A 23,326-nucleotide genomic window follows, 5' to 3' on the forward strand; every position below is an offset into this window, starting at 1 on the left:
GACCCCCGTCGTGATGCGAATATGTCAGCCTATCCCGAGTTGCCGGGAGAACGACTGGACGTCGGAGATCACCCAGTATTCGGAGAATCGTCCGTCCGTGGCACGCAGGAGGTCGTGCCCGGAGAAGGAGACGGGGGTGCCCGGCGGGGCGCTCGCGCCGGGCAGGCCGCCCCGGTAGGCGCCGGTGAACGTCCACCGGGCGGCGACCAGGTCGCCGTCGACGGCCGGGCCCACGTCGAGCGTGACCCGGACGTCGTCGAACGGCTCGTGGCCCTGCCGGATCGCCTCGATCAGCCCGTCGGGGCCGTGCACGTCCGCGCCGGGCCAGTGGCCGACGAACTCGGGGGTCACCAGGTCGTGCGCGAGGGGGAAGTCGCCGTTCCAAAGTTCGAGCAGCCAGCGCTCGTACAGTTCAGTCAGCATGGCGGCACGACTACCCGCGCGGGAGGCCCCTAGCCGCAGTTGCCCCAGCTGGTACGGCCGCCGCCGGCGATGGACCCGTCGGTGCCCTGGATCGTGCCCCAGAACTTCACGCAGGCGCCCTTGGCCCAGTACTTGACCGGCCCGGCGTACTGGCCGAACTTGCCGGCGTCCATGCGCACGATCGGGTCCTGCTTGTCGTCCTTGACCGGCTTGGGCATGACGGTGAGCCTGGCGCTCATCTGCGTCTTCGAGCCGATGAAGCTGGACTTGATGGTGACCACGCAGTTCTGGCCGGTGCCGCGGTTGTACAGGAGGTAGACCGTGCCGTAGCGCTTGCCGCCCTGGGTCTTGACGGGCTTCGCGCCGCCGGTGACGAGCCCGAAGCCCGATCCGCAGACGCCCTGCGGAGTGCTCGCGGCCGTGGCGTTCGCCGGGGTCGCGAGAACGCCGCTGAGACCGATCGCCGCCGTCAGAAGGATTGCCTTTGCGGGCATGCGCACCAGTACGTCCCTTTCGATTGGCCTTGACTGAAGATCTCGACAAGCATGCCCGAAATCTGGTTATCGGTCCAGGCTTTACGGGGGAAAGCATGGCAACGGTAAGTTGCCGCCATGACTCTCGCCATCATCAACGGATATGTCGTGCCGGTTGACGGAGATCCCATCGAGGGCGGCACCGTCCTGGTCGGCGACGGGAAGATCCTCGCCGTGGGGCGGGACGTGACCATCCCCGACTCCGCCACCGTCGTGGACGCGGACGGCGGCTGGGTGCTGCCCGGTTTCGTCGAGGCGCACGGCCATCTCGGCGTGTACGAGGAGGCCGAGGGCTGGGCGGGCAACGACACCAACGAGATGACCGACCCCAACGGGGCCCGGCTGCGCGCCCTGGACGCCATCAACCCGGCCGACCAGGGCTTCGCCGACGCGCTGTCCGGCGGGGTCACCACGGTCGTGATCAAGCCGGGCTCCGGCAACCCGATCGGCGGCCAGACGGTCGCGGTCAAGTGCTGGGGCAGGTCGGTCGACGAGATGCTGGTCAGAGAGCCGGTGAGCGTCAAGAGCGCGCTGGGGGAGAACCCCAAGCGCGTCTACGGCGACCAGAAGAAGCTGCCCTCCACCCGGCAGGGCGTGGCCGCAGTGATCCGCGACGCCCTCATGAAGGCGCAGGACTACAAGGCGAGGAAGGCCGCGGCCGAGCGCGAGGACAAGCCGTTCGACCGCGACGGCACGCTGGAGATCCTGGTCCGGGTGCTCGACGGCGAGCTGCCGTGGTGCCAGCACGCGCACCGCGCCGACGACATCGCCACCGCGCTGCGCCTGGCCGACGAGTTCGGCCACCGGCTGATCCTCAACCACGGCACCGAGGGCCACCTGCTGGCCGACACGCTGGCCGAGCGGAACGTGCCGGTCATCATCGGCCCGCTGTTCACCAGCCGGTCGAAGGTCGAGCTGCGGCAGCGCGCCCTGCGCAACCCGGGCATCCTCGCGCGGGCCGGGGTCGAGCTGGCGATCACCACCGACCATCCGGTGGTGCCCATCCACTTCCTCGTCCACCAGGCCACCCTGGCCGTCAAGGAGGGGCTCGACCGGGACACCGCGCTGCGCTCGATCACCGTCAACCCGGCCCGCATCATGGGCCTCGACGACCGGGTCGGCTCGCTGCGTCCCGGCCTCGACGGCGACGTGGTGATCTGGTCGGGCGACCCGCTCGACGTGATGAGCCGGGCGCTGAGGGTGTTCATCGCCGGGCGTGAGGTGTACTCCTACGTGGACGGGGAATCCGTCGTGGCCGATCCCTATTACCGCGAGTCACGGTGATGTAGGCGACTGTCAAGTGCGCGACGGCCGGGAACGCTCATAGTAGGTGCACTGAGTCGGAGAAAGGCGCCCCCCATGACAGCTCCGCACCCCGCCAGGAGACCCAGCAAGGCGCTCCTGATCGGACTGGTCGTCTCAGGCGTCCTGGCGCTGATCGTCCTCGGTCTCATGTTGCACAAAGGCGGGCCGGTCGGGTTCGGGCTGTCGGCGGTGCTCGGGATCGCGCCGCTGCCGGTGCTGCTGGCCGCGGTGCTCTCGCTCGACCGGCTGGAGCCGGAGCCGAAGCTGCACCTGGCCTTCGCCTTCGCGTGGGGCGCGGGCCTGGCGATCGTGCTCGGCGTCGGGCTGACGCTGGCCGGACAGGCGCTGTTCCTGCGGGCCGGGTACGGCGCCCAGCTCGTCAACGACGTCGGCACCGTGTTCCTGGCACCGGTGATCGAGGAGGCGCTGAAGGGGTCGGCGCTGCTGCTGCTCCTGCGCAGGAAGCAGGAGATCGACGGCCTGACCGACGGCATCGTCTACGCCTCCATGGCGGGGCTCGGCTTCGCCGCCGTGGAGAACATCGGCTACTACCTGATCGCGTTCGGCCAGGACGGCACCGGCGCCGCGGTCCGGCTGTTCGTGCTCAGAGGGCTGATCGACCCGCTCGGCCACCCCATCTACACCTCGATGATCGGGCTCGGCGTCGCCTACGCGCTCACCCGCCGCACGCCCGCCAGGTTCGCCGCGATCCCGCTCGGCTACCTGGGCGCGGTCGTCCTGCACGGGCTGTGGAACGGCGCCGCCTCCACCCAGTCGCTGGCCTGGCTGGGCACGGCGTACCTGGTGATCATGGTGGCGCTGGTCCTGCTCATCGTGGTCACCGTCGTCGAACGCCGCCAGCTCGTCTCGAAGATGGGCGTCTACCTGCCCGGCTACGGCCAGACCGGCCTGGTCACGGCGGAGGACCTGAAGATGCTCAGCACGCTCAAGGCCCGCAAGGCGGCCCGCAGGTGGGCCAGGGGCGCCGGGCTCGGCCGCGCGATGAGCGACTACCAGCAGGCGGCGACCGAGCTGACCGTGCTGCACCTGCGGGCCGAACGGCAGGGCATGGACCCGGCCAGGTTCGCCATGGAACGCGACGCCCTGCTCACCTCCATGGCCCACGCCCGCCGCTGGTAGCCGGGCCCGGGCTCAGCGGCGGGCTCAGGGGCGGACCCAGGGGCGGACCCAGCGGCGGGCTCAGGGGCGGGCTCAGGGGCGGGCTCAGGGGCGGGTGAGCACGGCGGACAGGGCCGTCACCGCCGCCAGCACGATGCAGGCCGCCACCGCGACCGTCGTCCCCCGGTCCACGCCGAACGCGCCGACGACCGCGGCCACGCCGGCCGCGCCCAGGGAGGAGCCGACGTAGCGGGCGGTGTTGTTGGCGCCCGACCCCATGCTGACCCGGTGGGCCGGCACGCTCTCGATCGCCAGGTGGGTGATCGAGGAGTTGATCAGCCCCGACCCGGCGCCGCTCACCACCAGCCCGGCGATGACCAGCGGCAGGTCCAACGAGCCGCCCACGCCCAGCAGGCCGGCGAACCCGAGCGCGGTCAGGCCGAGGCCGAGGGCCAGCCGGGCGGCGGTGCGCAGGCGTACCAGCCGGGACGCCAGCGACACCGCGAACGACGTGCCCGACCAGAGGCAGAACAGCAGGCCGGTCTGCAGCGGCGTCAGTGCGTGCGCGGTCTGGAGCACGGTCGGCAGGTAGCTGAGCAGGCCCACCACCGCCGCCCCGACCACCAGCGCGCCGCCGGTGGCGACCAGGAACGCCGGCCGTCCGAACAGCTCCAGGTCGAGCAGCGGCTCCGGACGCCGGCGCTCCACCGACACGAACGCCGCCACCAGCACCGCCGCCAGCGCGAACGCCCCGATCACCACCGGACGCCCCCACCCGGCACGCCCTTCGGTGACCCCCGCGACCAGCGCCCCCACGCCCAGGCTGAGCAGCACCACGCCGGGCACGTCGAACCGGCGCGGGGCGGGGGAGCGCGACTCGGCCAGCAGCCGCGCCGAGGCCACCGCCAGGGCTAGCGCGGCGGCCGACAACACCCAGTAGACCGCCCGCCAGCTCACCGCGGTGGCCAGCACGCCGGAGGCCAGCGGGCCGAGCGCGGTGCCCAGCCCGATCATGGCGCCGTACAGCCCGGTGGCCCGCACCCGCGCGGCGCCCGAGGGGTAGGCGTGGCCGACGATGCCCAGGCTGGCGGCCAGCATCGCCGCGCTCGCCCCGCCCTGCGCCAGCCTGGCCAGCACGAACACCGGCACCGACGTGCTCAGCGCGGCCGCCACCCCGGCGGCGGCCAGCACGGCCGACCCCCACACCAGCACCCGCCTGCGCCCGTGGTCGTCGGCCAGCCCGCCGGAGACCAGCAGCAGCGCCGACAGCCCGAGCGAGATGCCGCCCAGCATCCACACCGGCCCCGTCGGCCCGGCGTCCAGGGACGCGGCCGTCTGCGGCAACGTCACCATCGGCACCGTGTAGTTCGTCAGCACGAGCAGGGGCGCCGAGGACGCCACGGCCAGCGTGCCCGGCCGGACCCGGGTCAGTTCGGTCATTGAACTCATGCGGCGCAACGTATCACGGTTCGGTGAATGAACTAACATGGGTCCCATGGCGCTCGGCAAGAACTACGACGGCCAGGACTGCTCGCTGGCCAGGGCCCTGGAAGTGATCGGCGAACGGTGGACGCTGCTGGTCGTCCGCGACGCCATGTACGGCGTACGCCGCTACGGCGACTTCCTCGCCCACCTCGACATCCCGAGGGCGGTCCTGTCCCAGCGGCTCGGGGCGCTGGTCGAGGCCGGCGTGCTGGCCAGGAGCCGCTACCAGGACAACCCGCCGCGCGACGAGTACGTCCTGACCGCCACGGGCCGCGAGTTGTGGGTCCCCATGCTGGCCCTGTCCCAGTGGGGCGAGCGCAACCTCGGCGGGGACGGCCCGCGCCGCCTGTTCCACCACGCCGCCTGCGGCGCCCGGCTCGACCCGGTGTCGCGGTGCCCGTCGTGCGGCACGGCCGTCGGGCTGGAGGACATCGAGGTGCGCCCCGGCCCCGGCCTGACGGACAACCGTGATGATCCGGTCAGCGTTCTCCTCAGGGCACCCCACAGGATGCTTGCCCCGATCTCCTGACAAAATCGGGCGGTACCCCTCGAAAGGAGATCAGATGAGCTGGGCGGAGATCGGGTCCGAGGAGGAGTTGCGGGAACTGCTGGGCGAGGTGATGCCGAGGGCCGTGACCAAGGAGCGGGTCCGGCTGCACGCGCGTGACCGCGACTGGCTGGCGGCCTCCCCGTTCTGCCTGATCGCCACGTCCGACGCCGAGGGCAACTGCGACGTCTCGCCCAAGGGCGACCCGGCCGGGTTCGTCCACGTCATCGACGACACCACGATCGCCATCCCCGACCGGCCGGGCAACCGCCGGGCCGACGGGTTCCTCAACGTGCTGAAGAACCCGCACGTCGGCCTGATCTTCCTGATCCCCGGCCGCAACGAGACCCTGCGCGTGAACGGCCGCGCCCGGCTCGTGCGCGAGGCGCCGTTCTTCGACGAGATGGTCGTCAAGGGCCACCGGCCGCGGCTGGCCCTGGTGGTGGAGATCGAGCAGATCTTCTTCCACTGCGCCAAGGCGTTCCTGCGCTCGCAGCTCTGGACGCCCGACTCCTGGAACCCGTCCGTCCTGCCCTCGCACGCCACTCTGATCAAGGAGGTTCAGGTGGTCGAGGAGACGCTGGAGCAGTTGGAGTCGTACTACGGCGAGGGCTACGCCAAGAGGCTCTACGGCTGAGACCGGACGGCCGGCGGGGGGAGCCGGTCGTGTCGGGCCTCAGCGGTGCGGTGAATCCCGTGCGGTTCAGGCGGCCGGCGTCGGTCCGCCGGGGAAGCGGATCACGTTCCGGCCGCTGTAGGCCCGCAGGTCGACCACCTTGGGGTCGGTGGCCTCGGTCCTTCGGCGGCGGACCGCCGCCCGGATGTCGCGGATCTTGTGCCTGGCGATGTGCGGCGGCACCACCGCAAGCCTCTTCATGTGAGCCCCCCGTGATGTTTCTGTTACCTCTGTTATCTACCGATACAGCCGTAAGTTCGCTGTAAAGGGTAGCTAATAGGGCAACTTTCGCCCTGACGGGGTGCGCAGATCGGGTTCGGCCGACGGATGCGGACGCCTGATGGCCGTCGATTTCGGGACTCTGACACGTTTCACGGTCTTCCCCCTTCCGGGCCGCCGCCGGCTGACGGCGGCTCGGCGGGTGCCGCCACCCGCCTTGCGCGCCAACCTAACCGGGGCTCCCGGGACCGCTCAACGCATTTCTACGGCCTCGCGTGCGGGTGCGCCCGCGTCACGTCCCCGGAACCAGGCGGGCGGTCACGCCGATCCGGTTCCAGGCGTTGATCATCGCGATGGCGACGACGAGGGCGGCGAGCTGCTTGTCGTCATAGTGCTCGGCCGCCTGCTGCCACACCTCGTCCGGCACGGCCTCGCCGCGGTCGGCCAGGCGGGTCGCCTCCTCGGTCAGCGCCAGCGCGGCCCGCTCGGCCGGGGTGAAGACCGTGGCCTCCCGCCAGGCGGCGACCGACCACAGCCGCTCGTCGCTCTCCCCGGCCTTCTTCATGTCCCCGCTGTGCATGTGCACGCAGTAGCCGCAGCCGTTGATCTGGCTGGCCCGCAGCTTGACCAGCTCGATCGTGGCCGCGGGCAGGTCGCTGCCGTGCATGTACGCCTCCACCGCCAGGAACCCCCGGTACGCCTCCGGGGCGAGCTTGGCGATGTCGATGCGCTGGGTCATGGTGATCCTCCCTGTGTCGTCACTTCCATGACACAGGACGAGGCGGCCCGGCGCGATGTGACAGCTCCGGAAGGAGGGGATTCGTCTCAGCCCCGGCAGTTGCCCCACGAGCCGCGGCCGCCCCACGCCTCGACACGGTTGTCCGGGGTGCGCGTCCAGCCCGCGTACTTCACGCACTTCCAGCTACCGTCGATGTGGCCGGTCTCGGCGTAGAAGCGGTAACGCTGCACGTCCTCGCTGCGGCCGCCGCCGCGGACCTCGATGGAGGCGCCGGTGACCGTAGGGGTGCCGCGGAAGGCGGTCTTGATCGCCGCCACGCAGTTCTTCCCGGCGCTCTTGTTGTACATGAGGTAGACGTGCCCGAACACCTTCCCGTCGCGCGTCTTCATCGCGCGGTGGCCGTCCTGCACCCGGTGGTAGCCCGCGCCGCAGACGCGCTCGGGCGTCTCGGGGGCGGTGGCCGCGGAGGCGGCGGAGGGGGTGGCAGCGAGACCGGCGGCGACCAGTCCGGCCGCGATGACCGTTCGCGTCAGCACGATATTCCCTTCGGCGGGGGATATTAAGGACGTCGTCGATCTTTACCGAGACTTGACCGCAATTCAAGGGGGTTGGTGAATGCCGCTCATCGCGGTGTCCGCCGTCTGGGCGGTGTTCTGGGGGTCCTGGGCGGCTCTGCTGCCTGCCGTGAAGCAGGAGCTCGGCGTCTCGGCGGCGCAGCTCGGCACGGCGCTGAGCGCGGTGCCCGTCGGGGCCCTGCCCGCGATGGCGCTGACCGGCCGGCTGGCCCGCGGGCGCGAGCGCCATGCCCTCATGGCGACGACCGTCCTGTTCGGGCTGGCCGTGGCGGCCCTGGCCGCGGTCACCGCGTACTGGCCGCTCGTGGCCGGGCTGCTGCTGCTCGGCGCGGCCAGCGGGGCGCTGGACGTGGCGCTCAACCTGACCACGGGACGCGTCGAGCGCGAGAGCGGCCGGCGGCTCTTCCAGGCGGTGCACGCGGCCTTCCCGCTCGCCGTCATCGTGGCCGCCCCGCTCACCGGCCTGGCCCGCTCGCTCGGCATGGACGTCCGGGCCGTGCTGCTGGTGATCGCGGTGCTGGTGGCGGCGACGTCCCTGTCGCTGCCCGCCCTGCCCGTGGGCGGCGGCCGGGCCGCCCCCTCCGGCGACCACCACGCGGGGCGCCGGCTGTGGGGCGTCGCGCTGCTGCTCGGGACGCTGGCCGGATGCGTGTTGGTGATCGAGAACGCCGTCGAGCAGTGGTCGGTGCTCCTGCTGGAGGAGCACCGGGCCGCCACGCCGCTCATGGCGAGCCTGGCCCCCTCGGTCTACATGGCCGCGCTCACGGCCGGCCGGATCGCCGCGCAGACCCTGCCTCCGGTGCCCCTGCGCGCGCTGTACCTGGTCGCCGGGGTGGGCGGCGCGGCCGGGATCGGCCTGGCCGGCCTCGGTGACGGTGTGCCGCTGTCGATGGCGGGCTTCGCCCTGACGGGGCTGGCGCTCGGGCCGCTGGTGCCCGCGCTGCTCAGCCGCTCGGCCGCCGACGACCCGACCGGGACGCTGGTGTGGGGCGTGTCGATGGTCTCCTACGCCGGGTTCGTCGTCAGCCCGCTGCTGGTGGCGGGGCTGACCGGACCGTTCGGGCTGCCCGTCGCGCTAGCCGCGCTGGGCCTCCTGGGGCTGCCGCTGATCGTACGTTTCGTCATCATCAAGGGTGACTCGGCGTGAATATGGCGTTTCGTTGGGGAAAGCGCACCATGGTTCGGGGTATTGCCCCAGGTGATTCGGACGTGAAGAGGGGATCACCATGGCCGTCTGCGACAACTGCGGCAACGACTACGACATGGCCTTCGAGGTGCACGCGCAGGGAGCCGTGCACACCTTCGACTGCTTCCAGTGCGCGATCGAGGCCATGGCGCCGATCTGCGAGCACTGCGGCACCAAGGTCATCGGGCACGGCGTCCAGTCGGGCGAGCACTGGTACTGCTGCGCCCACTGCGCCCGCGAGGAGGGCAACAAGGGCATCGTCGACCGGGTGATGGCGAGCTCGTCCGCCTGACCGGACGGCGTCAGGCCGGGCCCAGCAGCGACCGCACGCGGCTCAGGGCGCGGTCGAGCGCGTCCTGAGGCACCGGCGCGGCCAGGTCGAGGGTGATGGCGTCGTTCTTCGCCTCCCACACACCGGCCACCCGGCCCTCGTGCACCACGACGGGCGAGATCCAGCCCGCCTGGCGGCTGACCTTGGGCTTGAGCGGCGGCGGGACGAGCGGGGCGAGCGTCCGCGGCGCCCCCAGGATGAACTGGTCGAAGCCCGGCAGCAGGTGGACCTCCTGCGAGGGCCGGGTGGCGGCCAGCTCGTCGGCGTGCTCGGCCAGCGCGTACAGGGTCGTGCCGTCGTCGGCCCTGACCTCCACCAGCTCCGGGGCCAGGCCCTTGACCCACGCCTTGAGCACCGCCTTCCTGGCCACGCCGCCGAACAGCCAGGTGTCGAACATCTCCGGCGTGGCCGGCCCGTGGGCCCCCAGGAACGCCCGCAGCACCCGCACGCCCGCCTCCTCCTGGCCGGGCAGCTCCCCCGGCCAGCCCGGCACCCACGACCGCGGCGCGGTGAAGGTCACCTTGCCCTCGCGGGGCGGCCCGTAGCACAGCTCGCCCAGGCGGCTCAGCGGCTTGAGCAGCGCCCCCCAGCCGGACGTCAGCGCCTCGCGGAGATGGGCGTCGCCGGTCAGCGCCACGATCGCGTCGACCAGCTCCTCACGGGTCAGCGGCGCTCCCTTCAGCGCCTCGGGGACGGCCTCGATGACGGCCTCGATCTCCGCGGCGGTCACGCCGTGCCCGCGCTGCCAGGAGCCCTTCTCCCAGAAGCGCAGCGTGCTCAGCGCCGCGCACAGGCCGGCCAGCTCGTCGGCGGGCACCAGGTGGAGGGTGCCGCGCATGAGCCAGGTCTTGACCAGGGTCCGATCGCTCCACAGGGCCCGGTCGATCTCACCGGGGTCGGGCCGGGCGCTCCTGACCGCCACCGCGAGCTGGGCCGAGGAGGCGACCTGCGCCTGCACCCCGCACAGCCGGCGGGCCACCGACACCGCGTCCGGCCCGTCGGCCGCCGCCACGAACTGCCTGCGCAGGCGCCAGGAGAGGATCTGCGGCCAGGTGAGCTCCATCGTCATGCGTCACTTCTACCGCCTCCCACCGACATTCCGCACATTGGGCGAAAAGCCGGGCTGCTGGCCACGGCCGGGGTGGCGACCAGCGAGGCCATCCACATCGCCGTGGCCGCCGCGGGGCTGGCCGCGCTCTTCGCGGCCGTGCCGGTCGCCTTCACCGTCGTACGGATCGGCGGCGCCGCGTACCTGATCTACCTGGGCGTGCGGATGTTGCGGGACCGCAAGGGCGGGGTGAGCGACATGCCCGAGCCGGGCACCGGGATGTCCGGGCGCCGGGCCTACCTGAGCGGCCTGCTGACGAACCTGCTCAACCCCAAGATGGTCACCTTCACCGTCGCCTTCCTCCCGCAGTTCGTCGATCCGGGGCTGGGGCGGATGTGGCTGCAGTTCGCCGTGCTCGGCGCCGTCCTGATCGCCTTCGAGTTCGTCGTGGACGACGCGGTGGGCGTGCTGGCCGGGCGCATCGGCGGATGGCTGCGCCGCAGCGCCGTCGCCCGCCGCCGGGTGAACACGGCGACGGGCGGCATCTTCGTCGGGCTCGGCGTGAAGCTCGCCGTGGAGCGTTGAACGCCGGTCAGCCGGTGAAGCCGATGTCCTCGTAGCGCAGGTCGTAGAATCCGCGCGCGCCGACGTTGGCCAGCGTCTGCTTGGCCGCCACGTTCTGCGGACGCTGGTAGAGCGGCAGGACGTTGACCAGCTTCCAGATCAGCCCGTCGGCCTCGTTCGTCTGGGTGCGGGCGCCGGCCGGGTCGAGGTTCTGGGCCGCCTTGTCCATGGCCTGGTCGATCTCCGGCGAGCCGGTACGGCCGAAGTTGGCGTTCCACGTCTTGCCGTTCGCCGAGTTCGCGTAGATCCCGTAGCTGCTCGAAATCGGGTAAGGCGTCCCGATGTAGGCGAAGGGCGTGATGTCGAAGTTGCCGGGGATGACGTACTTGGTGAAGAAGTCGTCGCTCGGCACCGCCTTGATGGTGAGCTTCACCCCGATCTGGGCCAGCATGTTCTGGGCCAGCTCACCCTCCGACTTGCTGAGCTGCACCCCGGACGGCACCACGAACCGCAGGTCGAGCGGCTGCCCGTTCTTCTGCCTGACGGCCCCGTTCAGCTTCCAGCCGGCCGCGTCGAGCAGCTGCTTGGCGCGTTCGGGGTTGTAGACGCCGAGACTTCCGGCGTTGTCCAGGTAGCCCTCCTGGGTGTTCATGAAGAAGTGGTTGTTCAGCAGCGCGATCGGCCAGTCGAGGCCCTGCAGGTCGGACTGCGCGATGGCCTGCCGGTTGATGCCGAGCTGGATGGCCTGGCGCACGTTCACGTCTTTGAGCGGCTCGCTCGACCCGTTGAAGGTGAAGTGCCGGAAGTCGGGCCCGGCGGCCTGGCGCACCTGGGCGCCCTGCGTGGCCCTGGCCCGCGCGTAGTCGGGCGCCGACGGCCCGACGTCGATGAGGTCGAGCTCCCCGTTGCTGAACGCGCCGATCAGCGAGTCCTGCTCCGAGGCCCGGTAGATGATCTGGTCGAGCTTGGCCCGGTTGCCCCACCAGGCGTCGTCGCGGACGATCGTGATCGTCTTGGCCGTCTGGTCGAAGCCCTTGAACTTGAACGGTCCGGCGGTCACCGGGATCTTGTTCAGCCACGCGGTGTTGAAGGCCTGCGGCGTCCGGTTCGTGGCGGCCGGCAGCAGCGGCCCGAACAGCGACTGCCAGTCGCCGAACGGCTTGGCGAAGGTGACCTTCACCTCGTGGTCGTCCTTGCCCCGCTCGACCTTCTCGATGTCCTGGTAGCCGGTGGCCGAGACGATGTGGAACTCGGGGTTGCGGCCGTTGAGCGCCTGCCACTGGGCCTGGTAGTCGGCCCAGGTGATCGGCTGCCCGTCCGACCACTTGGCCTTGGGGTTGAGCGTGTAGGTGACGACCTGCTTCGGGCTCTGGTCGGTGACCTTGGCGTCGAGCACGTAGTCGGGATCGACGGTGATCTCCGCCTTCTCGTCGGAGACGAACGGCGAGGGCAGCAACGCGTTGCTGATCACGGCCGCCACCGCCAGGTTGCCGTCGACGTGGTTCCGGTTCCACTGGCTGGGGAACTCGTTGATGCCCCAGCGCAGCGTTCCGCCGTCCTTGACCTTGTCGCGCGGCTGCGGGTTGATGTCGAAGGCCTTGATGGTCTTGTGCGCGCCTTCCGTGCCGCTCGCCGAGCCGCCCCCCGAGCCGCCGCCGCCACAGCTCACCAGCGACAGCGAGCCGGTCACGGCGACGGCCACGACAAGACGTGAAGCTTTCATCGAGCGCATTCCTCCTGATCTAGACGACGTCGAGCCTCTCGGCGTAATGGCAGGCCGCGCCCTGGTCGTCGCCCACCGGCAGCACCTCGGGCTCGACGTCCACGCAGAGCGCGCGCTCGTCGTGGGTGAGCACCGAGCGGAACTTCGGGCAACGGGTGCGGAAGCGGCAGCCGGTCGGAGGGTGGGCCGGGCTCGGCAGGTCGCCTTCGAGCAGGATGCGCTCGCGTACGCGCTCACGCGCCGGGTCGGGCAGCGGGATCGCCGACAGCAGAGCCTGCGTGTACGGATGCGCCGGAGCCCCGTAGACCGCGTCTACCTGCCCGATCTCGGCGATCCTGCCCAAATACATGACCGCCACCCGGTCGGCGATGTACCGCACCACCGCCAGGTCGTGCGCGACGAACAGGTACGACAGCCCGAGCCTGGACCGCAGCGAGCCGAGCAGGTTGATGATCCCGGCCTGGATCGACACGTCGAGCGCGGAGACCGGCTCGTCCAGCACCAGCAGCCTGGGCTCCAGCGCCAGCGCCCTGGCGATGCCGATGCGCTGGCGCTGGCCGCCGGAGAAGTCCTGGGGGTAGCGGGCGGCGTGCGCCGGGTCGAGGCCGACCAGCGCGAGCAGCTCGCCCACCCGCCGGCCCGGCCGGCGCTCGCCGTGGGTGCGCAGCGGCTCGGCCAGGATGTCGTAGACCGTCATGCGCGGGTCGAGCGAGGCCATCGGGTCCTGGAAGACGACCTGCATGTCCCGCCGGATCGCGGTGCGCCCGGCGCCGTCCAGCCGGGCGGTGTCGCGGCCGAGCACGACCACGCGCCCCTCCTGCGGCGGGACCAGCTCCAGGATCTGGGTGAGCGTGGTGGTCTTGCCGCTGCCCGACTCGCCGACCAGGCCCAGCGTCTCGCCCCGGCGGATGTCGAAGCTGACGCCCGCCACCGCGTGCACCGTGCCGACCCTGCGCTTGAACAGCGCCCCCTTGAGCAGCGGGTAGTCCTTGACCAGGCCGTCGACCTCCAGCACCGGCTGCTCGGCGCGGACCGCGGGGGCGACGGGCTCCCCGGCCGCGTGGCGGCCGGGGCCCTGAGGGCGGACGATCTCCCAGCGGATGCACGCCGCCCGGTGGCCCGTCGCCACCTCGAACAGCGGCGGCTCGGCCGCGTCGCACTCGTGGATCTTCAGCGGGCAGCGCGGCGCGAACGGGCAGCCCGGCGGCAGCGCCGCGGGGGAGGGCGGGTTCCCGGCGATCGGCAGCAGCGGCTGACGGCCGCCGCGGTCGACCCGCGGGATCGAGGCCAGCAACCCCGCCGTGTACGGCATGCGCATCCGGTAGTAGATGTCGTCGACGTCGCCCACCTCGACCGGGCGCCCGGCGTACATGACCAGGACCCGGTCGGCGAAGCCGGCCACCACGCCGAGGTCGTGCGTGATCATGATGATCGCCGCGCCGGTCTTCCGCTGGGCCTTCTTCAGCACCTCCAGCACCTGCGCCTGGATGGTCACGTCGAGCGCGGTGGTGGGCTCGTCGCAGATGATCACGTCGGGGTCGTTGGCGATGGCCATCGCGATCATCACGCGCTGCCGCATGCCGCCGGAGAACTCGTGCGGGAAGGCGAGCGCCCGCTCGCTCGGCGACGGGATGCCGACCAGCTCCAGCAGCTCGACGGCCTTGACCGCGGCGTTCTCCTTGCTCACCCGCTGGTGGACGCGGACGGCCTCGGCGATCTGGTCGCCCACCCGGTAGACGGGCGTGAGCGCCGACAGCGGGTCCTGGAACACCATCGACACGGTCTTGCCGCGGAAGCGGGTCAGCTCCCGCTCGGAGGCGCCGATCAGCTCCTTGCCGTGCAGCCGCACCGACCCGGTGACCCGGGCGCTCGGCGGCAGCAGGCCCATGACAGCGGCCGAGGTGACCGACTTGCCCGACCCGGACTCGCCCACGATGCCCAGCACCTCGCCCGGGCTCACCGAGTAGGTGACCCCGCGCACCGCGCGCACGTCGCCGAAGGACACGTGCAGGTCGCTGACCTCCAGGACGGGGTTCGCCGCCGGCCTCATCGCCGCGCCGCCGGGTCGAAGGCGTCGCGCAGCGCGTCGCCCATGAGGTTGACCGCCAGCACGGTGACCACCAGCAGCCCGGCCACGAACCAGAACGTCCAGGGCGCGTAGACCGCCGTGCGCGAGCCGTCGGCGATCAGCGTGCCGAAGGACACGTCGGGCGGCTGGATGCCGAACCCGAAGTACGACAGCGAGGTCTCGGTCAGGATGGCCGCGCTGACGTTGAGCGTGGCGTCGACGATGAGCAGCGAGGACAGGTTGGGGATCACGTGCCGGAAGATGATCCGCACCGGCGGCACCCCCATGAAGCGAGCGGCCTGGATGTACTCGCGCTCCTTCAGCGAGATCGTCATCCCCCGGACGATCTTCGAGGTCACCATCCACAGGAACAGCGCCAGCATGATCACGAACAGCACCCACTGCCCGGCCCCGAACAGCGGCGACATGATCGCCAGGATGAGGAACGCGGGCAGCACGAGCAGCAGGTCGGTCACCCAGCTCAGCGCCCGGTCGGTCCAGCCCAGGAAGTAGCCGGAGAAGGCGCCCACCACGGCCGCCACCGCCGTGGACACCAGCGCCGCCAGCAGGCCCACGATCAGCGACTTCTGCATGCCGCGCAGCGTCACCGCGTAGACGTCGGCGCCCGTCTGGAGCGTTCCGAACCAGTGCTGCGGCGAGGGCGGCTGCAGGAACGCCGTGAAGTCCTTGTCGGTGTAGGACCACGGGCTGAACAGCGGCCCGGCGAACGCCAGCAGGAACATCAGCGCCAGCACCGCGAACCCGATCAGCCCCTGCGGCGAGCGGAAGAACCGCCCGGCCACCACCCGCAGCCGCGACGGCGCCCGGCCCAGGTCGCCGGTCAGCTCCTCCGCCAGCTCCTCCTCGGAGAGCGTCATCACGCCCGCACCCTGGGGTCGAGCGCGGCGTGCAGCAGGTCGGAGGCGAGCGCGGCGCACAACACGGCCACCGCGGCCAGGAAGGAGATCGCCGCCACGGTGTTGACGTCGTTGGTGAAGATCGAGTTGATCAGCTGCTCGCCCAGCCCGTGCCAGCCGAAGATCTTCTCGGTGAAGGTGGCCCCGGTCAGCAGGGTGCCGAACGTGAAGGCGAAGTAGGTGGCCACCGGGATGAGCGCGGTGCGCAGCGCGTGGCGGGTCAGCGCCCGGCCCCTGCTCAGCCCCTTGGCCCTGGCCGTGCGGACGAAGTCGGCGCCGAGCACGTCGAGCATCATGTTGCGCTGGTAGCGGCTGAAGACCGCGACCAGGCCGACGGACAGCGAGATCGTCGGCAGGATCAGGTGTTGCACCCGGTCGAGCACGTAGCCCCAGAACCCGGTCTGCAGGCCGGCGCTGTACTCGCCGCTGACCAGCAGCACCTGGCGGCCGAAGAGGTTGTCGTTGGCCCAGGCGGCGGCCAGGATCAGCATGTTGGCCAGCACCACGACCGGCACCGCGAGCACGACGAACGACAGGCCCGTGGAGAGCCGGTCGAACCAGCCGTACTGCCGCACCGCCGCGTACGCGCCCACCAGCACGCCGAGCAGGCTCCCGAACAGCAGCCCCAGGATGACCAGCCGGAACGTGACCCCCATCCGCCGCCGAAGGTCCTCGTTCACGGGCGAGCCGGTGACGGTCTTGCCGAAGTCGCCGTGCAGCACGCCCGCGGCCCAGGTGGCGTAGCGCTGCAGCAACGGGGTCTTGTCGTTGAGGTTGAGCGCGGTGAGCTGGGCGTCGACGACGGCGGGCGGCGGTTTCGGGGTGCGGTCGGCGTAGTTGGAACGCGGGTCGAGCGCCCCGGCGGCCAGCAGGTACGCCAGGCTCGCGGCCACGCCGACCAGCACCACGTAGTTGAGCAGCCTGCGGGCCAGGAACCCCGCCATCGTCCCCCTCCCGGACGCGCACGATAGGTAGTCATACTGCTACACCCAGCAGCATCGTGGCGCGGGGAAATGCCAAAGAGGGGTTAACGTCCGGAAAGTTCGTCCACGGCGGTGCGCACGTCGTCGCTGGTGATCGTCGTGAGGTCGGCGGCGCTGGCCGACCCGCCGCCCGACGCGTGGGCGGCCAGGCGCACGTCGCGGCGCATCGCGGCCCGTTCGAACAACGAGCGGGCGAAGCGGCCGTTGCCCAGGCCGTCGATCAGGCGTTCCTCGCACACCCAGGCGAACACCTCGTCGAGGTCGCGCAGGGCCTGCTCGTCGAAGCTGTCACCGGCCTTGCCGGCCAGCAGCACCGCGATCTGCGACAGCTCGCGCGGCGAGTAGCTGGGGAAGGCCACGCGCTGGTTGAACCGGCTGGCCAGGCCCGGGTTGGTGGCCAGGAAGGAGTCCATCTCGCGCGAGTAGCCGGCCAGCACGATGACCAGCCGGTCGCGGTCGTCCTCGGCCCGTTTGAGCAGCGTCTGGACGGCCTCGGAGCCGAAGGCGTCGCCGCCCGCGTAGCCGGGGTTGACCAGGCTGTAGGCCTCGTCGATGAACAGCACGCCGCCGAGCGCCCGGTCGACCAGCTCGTTGGTCTTGATCGCGGTCGCGCCGAGGTGCTGGCCGACCAGGTCGGCCCGGTGGGCCTCGACGACGTCGGGCCTGGCCAGCAGGCCGAGCGCGGCGAAGACGCGGCCGAGCACCCGCGCGACGGTGGTCTTGCCGGTGCCGGGCGGCCCGGCGAAGACGAAGTGCCGCATCTGGGGCGGCGTGGGCAGCCCGCGCTCCTGCCGCATGCGGGCCACCTGGAGCTGGGCGGCGATGGCGTGCACCTGCCGCTTGACCGGCTCAAGACCGGCCATCGCGTCGAGGTCGGCCAGCGCCTCCTCCAGCGTGGGCGTGGCCACGTAGCCGCGGAAGCGGGCGGTCAGCTCCTCGAACGCCTTGGTCACGTCGGGCGTGGTGGTGGTCACCAGGTCGTGGGTGGTCGGGGTGCCGCCGGCGCCCACCACGCGCACGTCTCTGGCCTGCGCGGCGGCCTCGACCAGGCTGCGCACGAAGCGGGCGTTGCCCAGCTCGTCGACCAGGCCGCGCCGCTGGACGTCTTCGTAGAGGCCGAGCAGGGCGCGCCTGGCGTCGGGGGCCATCGTGTCGCCCCTGCGCCGCTGGAGCACCTCGGTGATCTCGGCCAGCTCGGGGGCGGAGTAGCTGGGGAAGCGCACCCGGGTGGCGAACCTGCTGGCCAGGCCCGGGTTGCTGGACAGGAACGAGGCCATCTCCTGCTCGTAGCCGGCCAGGATGATGATCAGGCGCTCGCGGTCGTCCTCGGCCCGTTTGAGCAGGGTCTGGACGGCCTCGGCGCCGAACCTGTCGGGCTGGCCGTCGGAGGAGTTGACCAGGCTGTAGGCCTCGTCGACGAACAGCACGCCGCCGAGCGCCCGGTCGACCAGCTCGTTGGTCTTGATCGCGGTCGCGCCGAGGAACTCGCCCACCAGGTCGGCCCGCTGCGCCTCGACCACGTAAGGGGTCTCCAGCAGGCCGAACGCGTAGAAGATCTTGGCCAGCGCGCGGGCCACGCTGGTCTTGCCGGTGCCCGGCGGGCCGACGAAGACGAAGTGCCTGGTCGGGCGTTCGGCGGTGTAGCCGGCCTCGGCCCGCAGCCGGGTGGCCTCGATGGAGGCGGCGATCGAGCGGACCTGCTCCTTGACCGGCGCCAGCCCGATCATGCCCTCCAGCTCGGCCAGCGCCTCCTCGACGGAGATCTGGGGCGGCGCGCCCGCCTTGTCGGCCTGCGGCTCGGGCCGGCCCTCGCGGGCGCGCACGCGCACCTGCTGCTCCTCGGCGGACAGCTCGGCCTTGGCCCGCCGCGCCTGGAGGAACCGGTGGACCAGCACGACGACGGCCGCCAGGCAGGCGCCCCAGAGCGCGACGGCGGCCGACAGGAAGGAGAGCCCGAAGGCCAGCACCCCGGCCGGCACGAGCGCGGCCAGCGTGGTCACCCACGGCGTGACCCAGCGGATGAGGTGGGCGGCGGCGGCCACGGGCAGGGCCAGCGCGACCATCGCGTGCAGCGCCATGGAGCCCGAGGGGAAGCGCCAGGAGAACAGCGGCAGCGCCAGCACCACCCAGCCGGCCACGACCAGCGCGGTCGCGGCGGCCCGCGGGAAGCGCATGGTCAGCGCCACGAAGGCGAGCGCCATCAGGACGAGGGGGAACGTCTTCAGCAGATCCCAGCCGAGCGCCGCGCCCACGCCCATGACGACGATGAGCAGGACGGCGTAGAGCACCCGGCGCACGGCGGGGGGGATCTGGAAATAACGCAGTCTCACCTGCTCGAACAGATCCCGCGCCGCGGCCCGCCCCGCGGCCTGGGCCCTGTCGGACTCACGCATCACGCCTCCCCGGTCCGCCCCCGGTTATACCGCACCCGACCGACGATTGGGCGGGCCTGACACGCTAGGTGGAGGTCACGAAAAGGGCGATCTGCCGTCCGAGTTCGGTGCCGGCGTCCTCCTGGAGGAAGTGGCCGGCGCCGGCGATCACCGGATGGGACAGCCCGGCCGTGCCCGCGACGGCCTTGAGCATGATGGGGGCCATGCCGCCGGTGATGGGGTCGCCGTCGGAGAAGGCCACCAGGAACGGGCGGTCGAGCGTGGTGAGGATCTGCCAGGCAGCGCGGTTGGCGGGCGCGGCGGGGTCGTCGGGCGTGATCGGCACGAGCCCGGGCAGGGCACGCGGGCCCGCTTTGTACGACTCGTCCGGGAACGGCGCGTCGTAGGCCGCCCGCACCTCGTCGCTGAGGCGCGTCCGGCAGCCCGCCTGGACCAGCCGGGCGATGTCCAGCGTGGGGGCGCCGGCGACGGTGTCCCTGAAGCGGTGCCAGACGTCGGGCATGGGAATGTCACCCGAGGGCAACCCCGTGTTGGCGGCCACGATCCTGGCCACGCGCTCGGGGTGCTCGGCGGCGATCCGCAGCCCGATCAGGCCGCCCCAGTCCTGGCCGACGACGGTGACGCGGTCCAGGGCCAGCGCGTCGAACAGCAGGGCGCGGGTCCACTCGACGTGCCTGGCGTAGGTGTGGTCGGCGGGGTCCACGGGTTTGTCCGAGCGGCCGAAGCCGATCAGGTCGGGGGCGATCGCGCGCAGCCCGGCCGCGGCCAGCTCGCGCATGACGTGGCGGTAGAGGAAGGACCAGCTCGGCTCGCCGTGCAGCAGGACGACCGGCTCGCCGTCCGCGGGTCCGGCCTCGACGTAGGCCATGCGCGGGCCGTCCGGCAGGTCGGCGTGGCGGGGCTCGTAGGGGAAGTCGGGCAGGTTCGCGAAACGCTCTTCGGGGGTGCGCAGGGTCCGCATAGAACAAAACTCTATTCACCGTCGCTGGTGCCTGCCGGGGAACTCGCCGACGAGCACCTGCTTGGGGGTGACGCGCAGCACGTCCGGACCGGCCAGGGCGATGCCGCGCACCTCCACCCAGAACCGCCGCTGCAACGGGTCGGCCGCGAACACCGCGACGCGCGGGTCGGCCGCCACGCCCTCCCACGCCTCGGGCCCGGCGATCAGCCGCAGCTCGCCGGAGGAGGTGACGGACCCGGCCGCGCCCACGACCCGGGGGCCCGCGGGGTCGCCGTAGGACAGGACGAGGCTCCTGGCGTAGGAGAACGCCTGGCGCGCCTCCGGGGTCAGGACCACCGAGGGCGCGCCGCCCATGGGCAGGTCGCACATGACGAGCGAGGCCCGCCAGGGCCCCGGCGCGCCGCGCCACCACGCGCGCAGGGCGCGGGCCGCGAACACCGTCATCGCCGCGGCGAGCGCGCCCACCCCCGCCCGCCAGCCCCAGGCCGACCCCAGCGCGCCGCCGGCGGCGCAGCCCAGGGCGGCGAGCGCCACCAGACCGCCCGCGGCCAGCAGCCAGCCGTCGCCCCCGCGGCGGGCCCGCAGCCAGGCCCGCACCATCGGGAACGGCACCGCCACCGCCGCCACCGCGGCCCGCGGCTCGACCGCCAGCGCCCCGCCGACCAGCGGCACCAGCACCGACCAGGTCCTGATGAGGACGATCCACAACGTCACGCCGGCGTTCCTGGCCGCCGTGCGCTCGCCCGTGACGCGGGCCAGCTCGGCCAGCGCGGGCATCGGCCGCCCCCGCCACGACTCCGCCAGCACCCGGACGACCGCCAGCGCCGGCCACATCAGCACCACGATCCCGGCCAGCCCCGCCCAGACCGGATCCCGCCAGGACGGCGCCGCGTGCGCCGCGCCCAGCAGCAGCCACCCCGCGAACGCCGGCACCGACAACCCGGCCGACACCACGGCCGCGCCCAGCCAGGGATCGCGCCCCGCCATGGCCGGCACGTACGCCCAGACCCCCACCCGCCGCGCCTGCCGGACCGTCAGCGGCACCAGCGCGGCCAGCGCGGCGAACCCGCACCACCGGGCCCAACCCGCGGAGTCGAGGGCCAGCGCGGCCGCCGTGACGGCGATCGTGGCCAGGGCGAGCAGCAGCCGGGCCTGGCGCGCCCACACCTCCAGCGCCCGCCTGGCCCGTCCCGTCTGGCGCGGGTCGACCGGCCAGGCGGGATCGTGGTGCGGGCGCGGACGGTCCCAGCGCAGCAGGCACAGGGCCAGGTTCACGCGGGCCTGCGGATGGGCCGGAGCCGTGGCGAGCGCGGCGCGGTAGGCCCGCCCGGCCCGCGGATGGTCGCCGCGCAGCAGCGCCAGGTCGCCGAGCAGGACCTCGGGGTCGGCCTCCTCGGGGGCGAACCGCGCGGCCAGCACGGCGTCGGCGACCGCCGCGGGCCAGCGGCCGGGGATCCGGCGGGAGATCGCGGCCAGGCGCAGGCGGGCCGACCAGGAGCCGGGCGCGAGGTCCACCGCGCGTTCTGCCGGGGGGAGGGCGTCGGCGTCGCGGCCCTGGCGTTCGTGGGCCAGGCTGATGAGGCGGCAGGCCCATTCGTCGCCGGGGTCGAGGTCGGCCGCCCGGCGCGCGGCCTCCAGCGCCGATTCGGGACGGCCCGCGTTCAGCCTGGTCAGGGCCTCGGTGCACCACTCGCGTGAGGACTTATCGGAAATATCATCTTTACCGGCACTTCCAGCGTTCCCCACGGCTCCCATGATCGGGTGACGGATGGAGGTTGGGTAGATCCGGACATATGGCTGTATCTCACTAGAGAGGTGGGGGGCCTCGCGGATCGGCCCATACCGCTATGCCGAGCGCCTGGCATGGCCTAAGCTGCCACGCAAGCCGGAGTGGAGAGCCGCGGCAGGAGAGGGCGCGAGACCGCCCCCCGTGAGTTCCCCCGCTTTCGACCGTTCTGCACGTGCAGGCCCTGGTGACCGGATCGGCCTGCAAGGAGGCCCATGACCGTCACCCAGGCCGCACCCCTCGTACGGCGTGCCGATCGCCCGCGACGGGACAACCGCTGGGCCGTCCTCGTGCTGCTCTGCCTGAGCCTGCTGCTGATCACGGTCGACGCCACCGTCCTGCACATCGCGGTGCCCGCGCTCACGGCCGCGCTCGAACCGTCCTCCGTCGAGCTGCTGTGGATCATCGACAGCTACTCGCTCGTCGTCGCGCCGCTGCTCATCGTGTTCGGCACGCTCGGCGACCGCTACGGCCGCAAGCGGCTGGTCCTGGGCGGTTTCGTGCTGTTCGGCGTGGCCTCGGCGGGAGCGGCGTTCGCGCCCACGCCGCTGACCCTGGTCCTGGCCAGGGCGCTGCTCGGCGTCGGCGGCGCCATGATCATGCCGGCCACGCTCTCGCTGATCCGCCAGGTGTTCACCGACCGGCGCGAGCGGGCCGTCGCGCTCGGCGTCTGGAGCGCGGTCGCCGCGGCCGGGGCGGCGGTGGGCCCGCTGATCGGCGGCGTGCTGGTCGGCCTCTGGTGGGGCGCGGTCTTCCTGATCAACGTGCCGATCCTGCTGGTGCTGCTGCCGCTGGCCGTCCGGCTGCTGCCGGAGTCGCCGCTGCGCAGAGAACGTCCTTGGGACGCGACGAGCGCCGTGTTGTCGGTGCTCGGCCTGCTCGCCCTGGCCTTCGGGCTGAAGGAGGCCGGGTCGGGGACGCTGCTGCCGTTCTGGGCCTCGGTGCTGGTCTTCCTCGGCGGCGCGGGGCTGCTGGTCGCGTTCGTCCGCCGCCAGTCCCGTCTGCCGGCGCCGCTGCTGGAACTGGCCCTGTTCCGGCGGCGGGAGTTCACCACCGGCGTGGCCGGCGTGCTGCTGGGCGTGTTCGCGCTGGTCGGGCTCCAGCTCATGCTGGCCCAGTACCTGCAGCTCGTGCTGGGCGACAGCCCGGTGCGCGCGGCGGTCAGGATGTTGCCGCTGGTGCTGTCGGCCGTCACCGGCGGGCTCGCGGCGGCCCACATCCTGCCCAGGATCGGCATGCGCGCCACGATGAGCGGCGGGCTCGGGCTCGTCGCGCTGGCCCTGACGCCCACGCTGGGCTGGGGCGTCGAGGGCCATCCGGTGATGCTGGCGGTCTGCTTCGTGGGCATCGGGTTCGGCGTGCAGGTGGCGCTGCTGGCCGCCTCCGACACGATCATGTCCTCGGTGCCCGAGTCCCGGGCCGGCGGGGCCGCGGCCATCGAGGAGACCGCGTACGAGCTGGGCGCGGGCCTCGGCGTCGCCGTGCTCGGCACGATCACCACGCTCGCCTACGCGCCCGCCCTGCCCGCCGTGCCCGGCGTGTCGGCGGGCGGCATGGACCAGGCCAGGCAGTCGCTGGCCGGCGCCGCCCACGTCGCCCGCGAGATCGGCGGCAGCACCGGCGACGCGCTGCTCGACGCCGCACGCTGGGCCTTCGTCAACGCCCTGCACACGACCGTGGTCGTCAGCGTCGTCCTGCTCGGCCTGACCGCCGTCGCGGTGGCCATGCTGCTCAGCCGTGATTGA

General features: G+C 72.3%; 22 protein-coding genes. 8 read left to right on the top strand and 14 right to left on the bottom strand.

Annotation, left to right across the window (positions count from 1 at the left end):
• Nucleotides 1–24 precede the first annotated feature (24 nt).
• Nucleotides 25–423 carry an ester cyclase gene (locus tag ACFYUV_RS00720; protein ID WP_387663569.1) on the bottom strand — a complete coding sequence of 133 codons (399 nt, stop codon included), beginning with the start codon at nucleotides 421–423 and terminating at the stop codon, nucleotides 25–27.
• A 29-nt stretch (nucleotides 424–452) separates the two neighbouring features.
• Nucleotides 453–917 carry a hypothetical protein gene (locus ACFYUV_RS00725; protein ID WP_387663571.1) on the bottom strand — a complete coding sequence of 155 codons (465 nt, stop codon included), beginning with the start codon at nucleotides 915–917 and terminating at the stop codon, nucleotides 453–455.
• Between the two features lie 117 nt (nucleotides 918–1,034).
• Here ACFYUV_RS00725 and ACFYUV_RS00730 point away from each other — a divergent pair, with 117 nt between their 5' ends.
• Both ACFYUV_RS00730 and ACFYUV_RS00735 read left to right on the top strand, forming a co-directional pair.
• Nucleotides 1,035–2,240 carry an amidohydrolase gene (locus tag ACFYUV_RS00730; protein WP_387663573.1) on the top strand — a complete coding sequence of 402 codons (1,206 nt, stop codon included), beginning with the start codon at nucleotides 1,035–1,037 and terminating at the stop codon, nucleotides 2,238–2,240.
• A gap of 75 nt (nucleotides 2,241–2,315) precedes the next feature.
• Nucleotides 2,316–3,401: a PrsW family intramembrane metalloprotease gene (locus ACFYUV_RS00735; RefSeq protein ID WP_387663575.1), complete on the top strand. Its 1,086-nt coding sequence runs from the start codon at nucleotides 2,316–2,318 to the stop codon at nucleotides 3,399–3,401.
• An 84-nt stretch (nucleotides 3,402–3,485) separates the two neighbouring features.
• Here the strand turns inward: ACFYUV_RS00735 and ACFYUV_RS00740 are convergent, their stop codons facing one another.
• The gene (locus ACFYUV_RS00740) at nucleotides 3,486–4,829 is read right to left on the bottom strand and encodes an MFS transporter (RefSeq protein ID WP_387663577.1); all 1,344 of its coding nucleotides are present in this window, start codon (nucleotides 4,827–4,829) and stop codon (nucleotides 3,486–3,488) included.
• A 46-nt stretch (nucleotides 4,830–4,875) separates the two neighbouring features.
• Between ACFYUV_RS00740 and ACFYUV_RS00745 the strand changes: the two genes are divergently transcribed.
• Together ACFYUV_RS00745 and ACFYUV_RS00750 are read left to right on the top strand one after the other, a co-directional pair.
• Complete coding sequence (locus tag ACFYUV_RS00745) at nucleotides 4,876–5,394, top strand: winged helix-turn-helix transcriptional regulator (RefSeq protein WP_387663579.1); 519 nt, start codon at nucleotides 4,876–4,878, stop codon at nucleotides 5,392–5,394.
• A 34-nt stretch (nucleotides 5,395–5,428) separates the two neighbouring features.
• On the top strand, nucleotides 5,429–6,049 hold the full coding sequence (locus ACFYUV_RS00750; protein WP_387663581.1) for a pyridoxamine 5'-phosphate oxidase family protein: 621 nt from the start codon (nucleotides 5,429–5,431) through the stop codon (nucleotides 6,047–6,049).
• 66 nt (nucleotides 6,050–6,115) lie between these two features.
• Here ACFYUV_RS00750 and ACFYUV_RS00755 read toward each other — a convergent pair whose 3' ends face one another.
• The 3 genes from ACFYUV_RS00755 to ACFYUV_RS00765 form a co-directional block, all read right to left on the bottom strand.
• The gene (locus ACFYUV_RS00755; RefSeq protein WP_352357779.1) at nucleotides 6,116–6,289 is read right to left on the bottom strand and encodes a hypothetical protein; all 174 of its coding nucleotides are present in this window, start codon (nucleotides 6,287–6,289) and stop codon (nucleotides 6,116–6,118) included.
• Nucleotides 6,290–6,599: 310 nt separating this feature from the next.
• Nucleotides 6,600–7,046, bottom strand: coding sequence for a carboxymuconolactone decarboxylase family protein (locus ACFYUV_RS00760; protein ID WP_387663583.1), 447 nt, complete (start codon nucleotides 7,044–7,046; stop codon nucleotides 6,600–6,602).
• 86 nt (nucleotides 7,047–7,132) lie between these two features.
• Nucleotides 7,133–7,582: a hypothetical protein gene (locus ACFYUV_RS00765; protein ID WP_387663585.1), complete on the bottom strand. Its 450-nt coding sequence runs from the start codon at nucleotides 7,580–7,582 to the stop codon at nucleotides 7,133–7,135.
• Nucleotides 7,583–7,661: 79 nt separating this feature from the next.
• On the opposite strand from ACFYUV_RS00765, the gene ACFYUV_RS00770 reads away from it, so the two are divergent.
• Both ACFYUV_RS00770 and ACFYUV_RS00775 read left to right on the top strand, forming a co-directional pair.
• Entirely contained in the window at nucleotides 7,662–8,768 is a 1,107-nt protein-coding gene (locus ACFYUV_RS00770; RefSeq protein WP_387663587.1) for an MFS transporter, read from the top strand.
• A gap of 79 nt (nucleotides 8,769–8,847) precedes the next feature.
• Nucleotides 8,848–9,099 (top strand): hypothetical protein, encoded by a 252-nt coding sequence (locus tag ACFYUV_RS00775; RefSeq protein WP_352326656.1) that lies wholly within the window; start codon nucleotides 8,848–8,850, stop codon nucleotides 9,097–9,099.
• 10 nt (nucleotides 9,100–9,109) lie between these two features.
• Here ACFYUV_RS00775 and ACFYUV_RS00780 read toward each other — a convergent pair whose 3' ends face one another.
• Nucleotides 9,110–10,207, bottom strand: a complete 1,098-nt coding sequence (locus ACFYUV_RS00780; protein WP_387663589.1) for a winged helix DNA-binding domain-containing protein — start codon at nucleotides 10,205–10,207, stop codon at nucleotides 9,110–9,112.
• Nucleotides 10,208–10,243: 36 nt separating this feature from the next.
• On the opposite strand from ACFYUV_RS00780, the gene ACFYUV_RS00785 reads away from it, so the two are divergent.
• Nucleotides 10,244–10,771, top strand: a complete 528-nt coding sequence (locus ACFYUV_RS00785; protein ID WP_387665260.1) for a LysE family translocator — start codon at nucleotides 10,244–10,246, stop codon at nucleotides 10,769–10,771.
• Between the two features lie 7 nt (nucleotides 10,772–10,778).
• Here the strand turns inward: ACFYUV_RS00785 and ACFYUV_RS00790 are convergent, their stop codons facing one another.
• The 7 genes from ACFYUV_RS00790 to ACFYUV_RS00820 form a co-directional block, all read right to left on the bottom strand.
• A complete protein-coding gene (locus ACFYUV_RS00790; protein ID WP_387663591.1) occupies nucleotides 10,779–12,473 on the bottom strand; it encodes an ABC transporter family substrate-binding protein in 1,695 nt (564 codons plus the stop codon).
• Between the two features lie 19 nt (nucleotides 12,474–12,492).
• The gene (locus tag ACFYUV_RS00795; protein WP_387663593.1) at nucleotides 12,493–14,523 is read right to left on the bottom strand and encodes a dipeptide ABC transporter ATP-binding protein; all 2,031 of its coding nucleotides are present in this window, start codon (nucleotides 14,521–14,523) and stop codon (nucleotides 12,493–12,495) included.
• Nucleotides 14,520–15,419 (bottom strand): ABC transporter permease, encoded by a 900-nt coding sequence (locus ACFYUV_RS00800; RefSeq protein ID WP_387663595.1) that lies wholly within the window; start codon nucleotides 15,417–15,419, stop codon nucleotides 14,520–14,522. The genes ACFYUV_RS00795 and ACFYUV_RS00800 overlap by 4 nt, the downstream gene beginning before the upstream one ends.
• Nucleotides 15,419–16,402: an ABC transporter permease gene (locus ACFYUV_RS00805; RefSeq protein ID WP_387663597.1), complete on the bottom strand. Its 984-nt coding sequence runs from the start codon at nucleotides 16,400–16,402 to the stop codon at nucleotides 15,419–15,421. Before ACFYUV_RS00805 ends, ACFYUV_RS00800 begins: the two co-directional genes overlap by 1 nt.
• 83 nt (nucleotides 16,403–16,485) lie before the next feature.
• Nucleotides 16,486–18,834 (bottom strand): AAA family ATPase, encoded by a 2,349-nt coding sequence (locus ACFYUV_RS00810; RefSeq protein ID WP_387663599.1) that lies wholly within the window; start codon nucleotides 18,832–18,834, stop codon nucleotides 16,486–16,488.
• Between the two features lie 64 nt (nucleotides 18,835–18,898).
• The gene (locus tag ACFYUV_RS00815) at nucleotides 18,899–19,795 is read right to left on the bottom strand and encodes a haloalkane dehalogenase (RefSeq protein WP_387663601.1); all 897 of its coding nucleotides are present in this window, start codon (nucleotides 19,793–19,795) and stop codon (nucleotides 18,899–18,901) included.
• Nucleotides 19,796–19,810: 15 nt separating this feature from the next.
• Complete coding sequence (locus ACFYUV_RS00820) at nucleotides 19,811–21,550, bottom strand: hypothetical protein (protein WP_387663603.1); 1,740 nt, start codon at nucleotides 21,548–21,550, stop codon at nucleotides 19,811–19,813.
• A gap of 246 nt (nucleotides 21,551–21,796) precedes the next feature.
• Here ACFYUV_RS00820 and ACFYUV_RS00825 point away from each other — a divergent pair, with 246 nt between their 5' ends.
• Nucleotides 21,797–23,326, top strand: coding sequence for an MFS transporter (locus tag ACFYUV_RS00825; protein WP_387663605.1), 1,530 nt, complete (start codon nucleotides 21,797–21,799; stop codon nucleotides 23,324–23,326).

Origin of the sequence: Nonomuraea sp. NPDC003560, from assembly GCF_042878785.1 — a bacterium.
In the GTDB taxonomy this organism is placed as follows: Bacteria; Actinomycetota; Actinomycetes; order Streptosporangiales; family Streptosporangiaceae; genus Nonomuraea.

Excerpts from the sequence above, each read along its gene's own strand:
- ACFYUV_RS00720 (WP_387663569.1), bottom strand. The coding sequence starts at position 423 with ATGCTGACTGAACTGTACGAGCGCTGGCTGCTCGAACTTTGGAACGGC.
- ACFYUV_RS00750 (WP_387663581.1), top strand. The coding sequence starts at position 5,429 with ATGAGCTGGGCGGAGATCGGGTCCGAGGAGGAGTTGCGGGAACTGCTG.
- ACFYUV_RS00740 (WP_387663577.1), bottom strand. The coding sequence starts at position 4,829 with ATGAGTTCAATGACCGAACTGACCCGGGTCCGGCCGGGCACGCTGGCC.
- ACFYUV_RS00780 (WP_387663589.1), bottom strand. The coding sequence starts at position 10,207 with ATGACGATGGAGCTCACCTGGCCGCAGATCCTCTCCTGGCGCCTGCGC.
- ACFYUV_RS00795 (WP_387663593.1), bottom strand. The coding sequence starts at position 14,523 with ATGAGGCCGGCGGCGAACCCCGTCCTGGAGGTCAGCGACCTGCACGTG.
- ACFYUV_RS00760 (WP_387663583.1), bottom strand. The coding sequence starts at position 7,046 with ATGACCCAGCGCATCGACATCGCCAAGCTCGCCCCGGAGGCGTACCGG.
- ACFYUV_RS00775 (WP_352326656.1), top strand. The coding sequence starts at position 8,848 with ATGGCCGTCTGCGACAACTGCGGCAACGACTACGACATGGCCTTCGAG.
- ACFYUV_RS00770 (WP_387663587.1), top strand. The coding sequence starts at position 7,662 with ATGCCGCTCATCGCGGTGTCCGCCGTCTGGGCGGTGTTCTGGGGGTCC.
- ACFYUV_RS00805 (WP_387663597.1), bottom strand. The coding sequence starts at position 16,402 with ATGGCGGGGTTCCTGGCCCGCAGGCTGCTCAACTACGTGGTGCTGGTC.
- ACFYUV_RS00745 (WP_387663579.1), top strand. The coding sequence starts at position 4,876 with ATGGCGCTCGGCAAGAACTACGACGGCCAGGACTGCTCGCTGGCCAGG.
- ACFYUV_RS00735 (WP_387663575.1), top strand. The coding sequence starts at position 2,316 with ATGACAGCTCCGCACCCCGCCAGGAGACCCAGCAAGGCGCTCCTGATC.
- ACFYUV_RS00755 (WP_352357779.1), bottom strand. The coding sequence starts at position 6,289 with ATGAAGAGGCTTGCGGTGGTGCCGCCGCACATCGCCAGGCACAAGATC.
- ACFYUV_RS00800 (WP_387663595.1), bottom strand. The coding sequence starts at position 15,419 with ATGACGCTCTCCGAGGAGGAGCTGGCGGAGGAGCTGACCGGCGACCTG.
- ACFYUV_RS00815 (WP_387663601.1), bottom strand. The coding sequence starts at position 19,795 with ATGCGGACCCTGCGCACCCCCGAAGAGCGTTTCGCGAACCTGCCCGAC.
- ACFYUV_RS00725 (WP_387663571.1), bottom strand. The coding sequence starts at position 917 with ATGCCCGCAAAGGCAATCCTTCTGACGGCGGCGATCGGTCTCAGCGGC.
- ACFYUV_RS00825 (WP_387663605.1), top strand. The coding sequence starts at position 21,797 with ATGACCGTCACCCAGGCCGCACCCCTCGTACGGCGTGCCGATCGCCCG.
- ACFYUV_RS00790 (WP_387663591.1), bottom strand. The coding sequence starts at position 12,473 with ATGAAAGCTTCACGTCTTGTCGTGGCCGTCGCCGTGACCGGCTCGCTG.
- ACFYUV_RS00820 (WP_387663603.1), bottom strand. The coding sequence starts at position 21,550 with ATGGGAGCCGTGGGGAACGCTGGAAGTGCCGGTAAAGATGATATTTCC.
- ACFYUV_RS00810 (WP_387663599.1), bottom strand. The coding sequence starts at position 18,834 with ATGCGTGAGTCCGACAGGGCCCAGGCCGCGGGGCGGGCCGCGGCGCGG.
- ACFYUV_RS00730 (WP_387663573.1), top strand. The coding sequence starts at position 1,035 with ATGACTCTCGCCATCATCAACGGATATGTCGTGCCGGTTGACGGAGAT.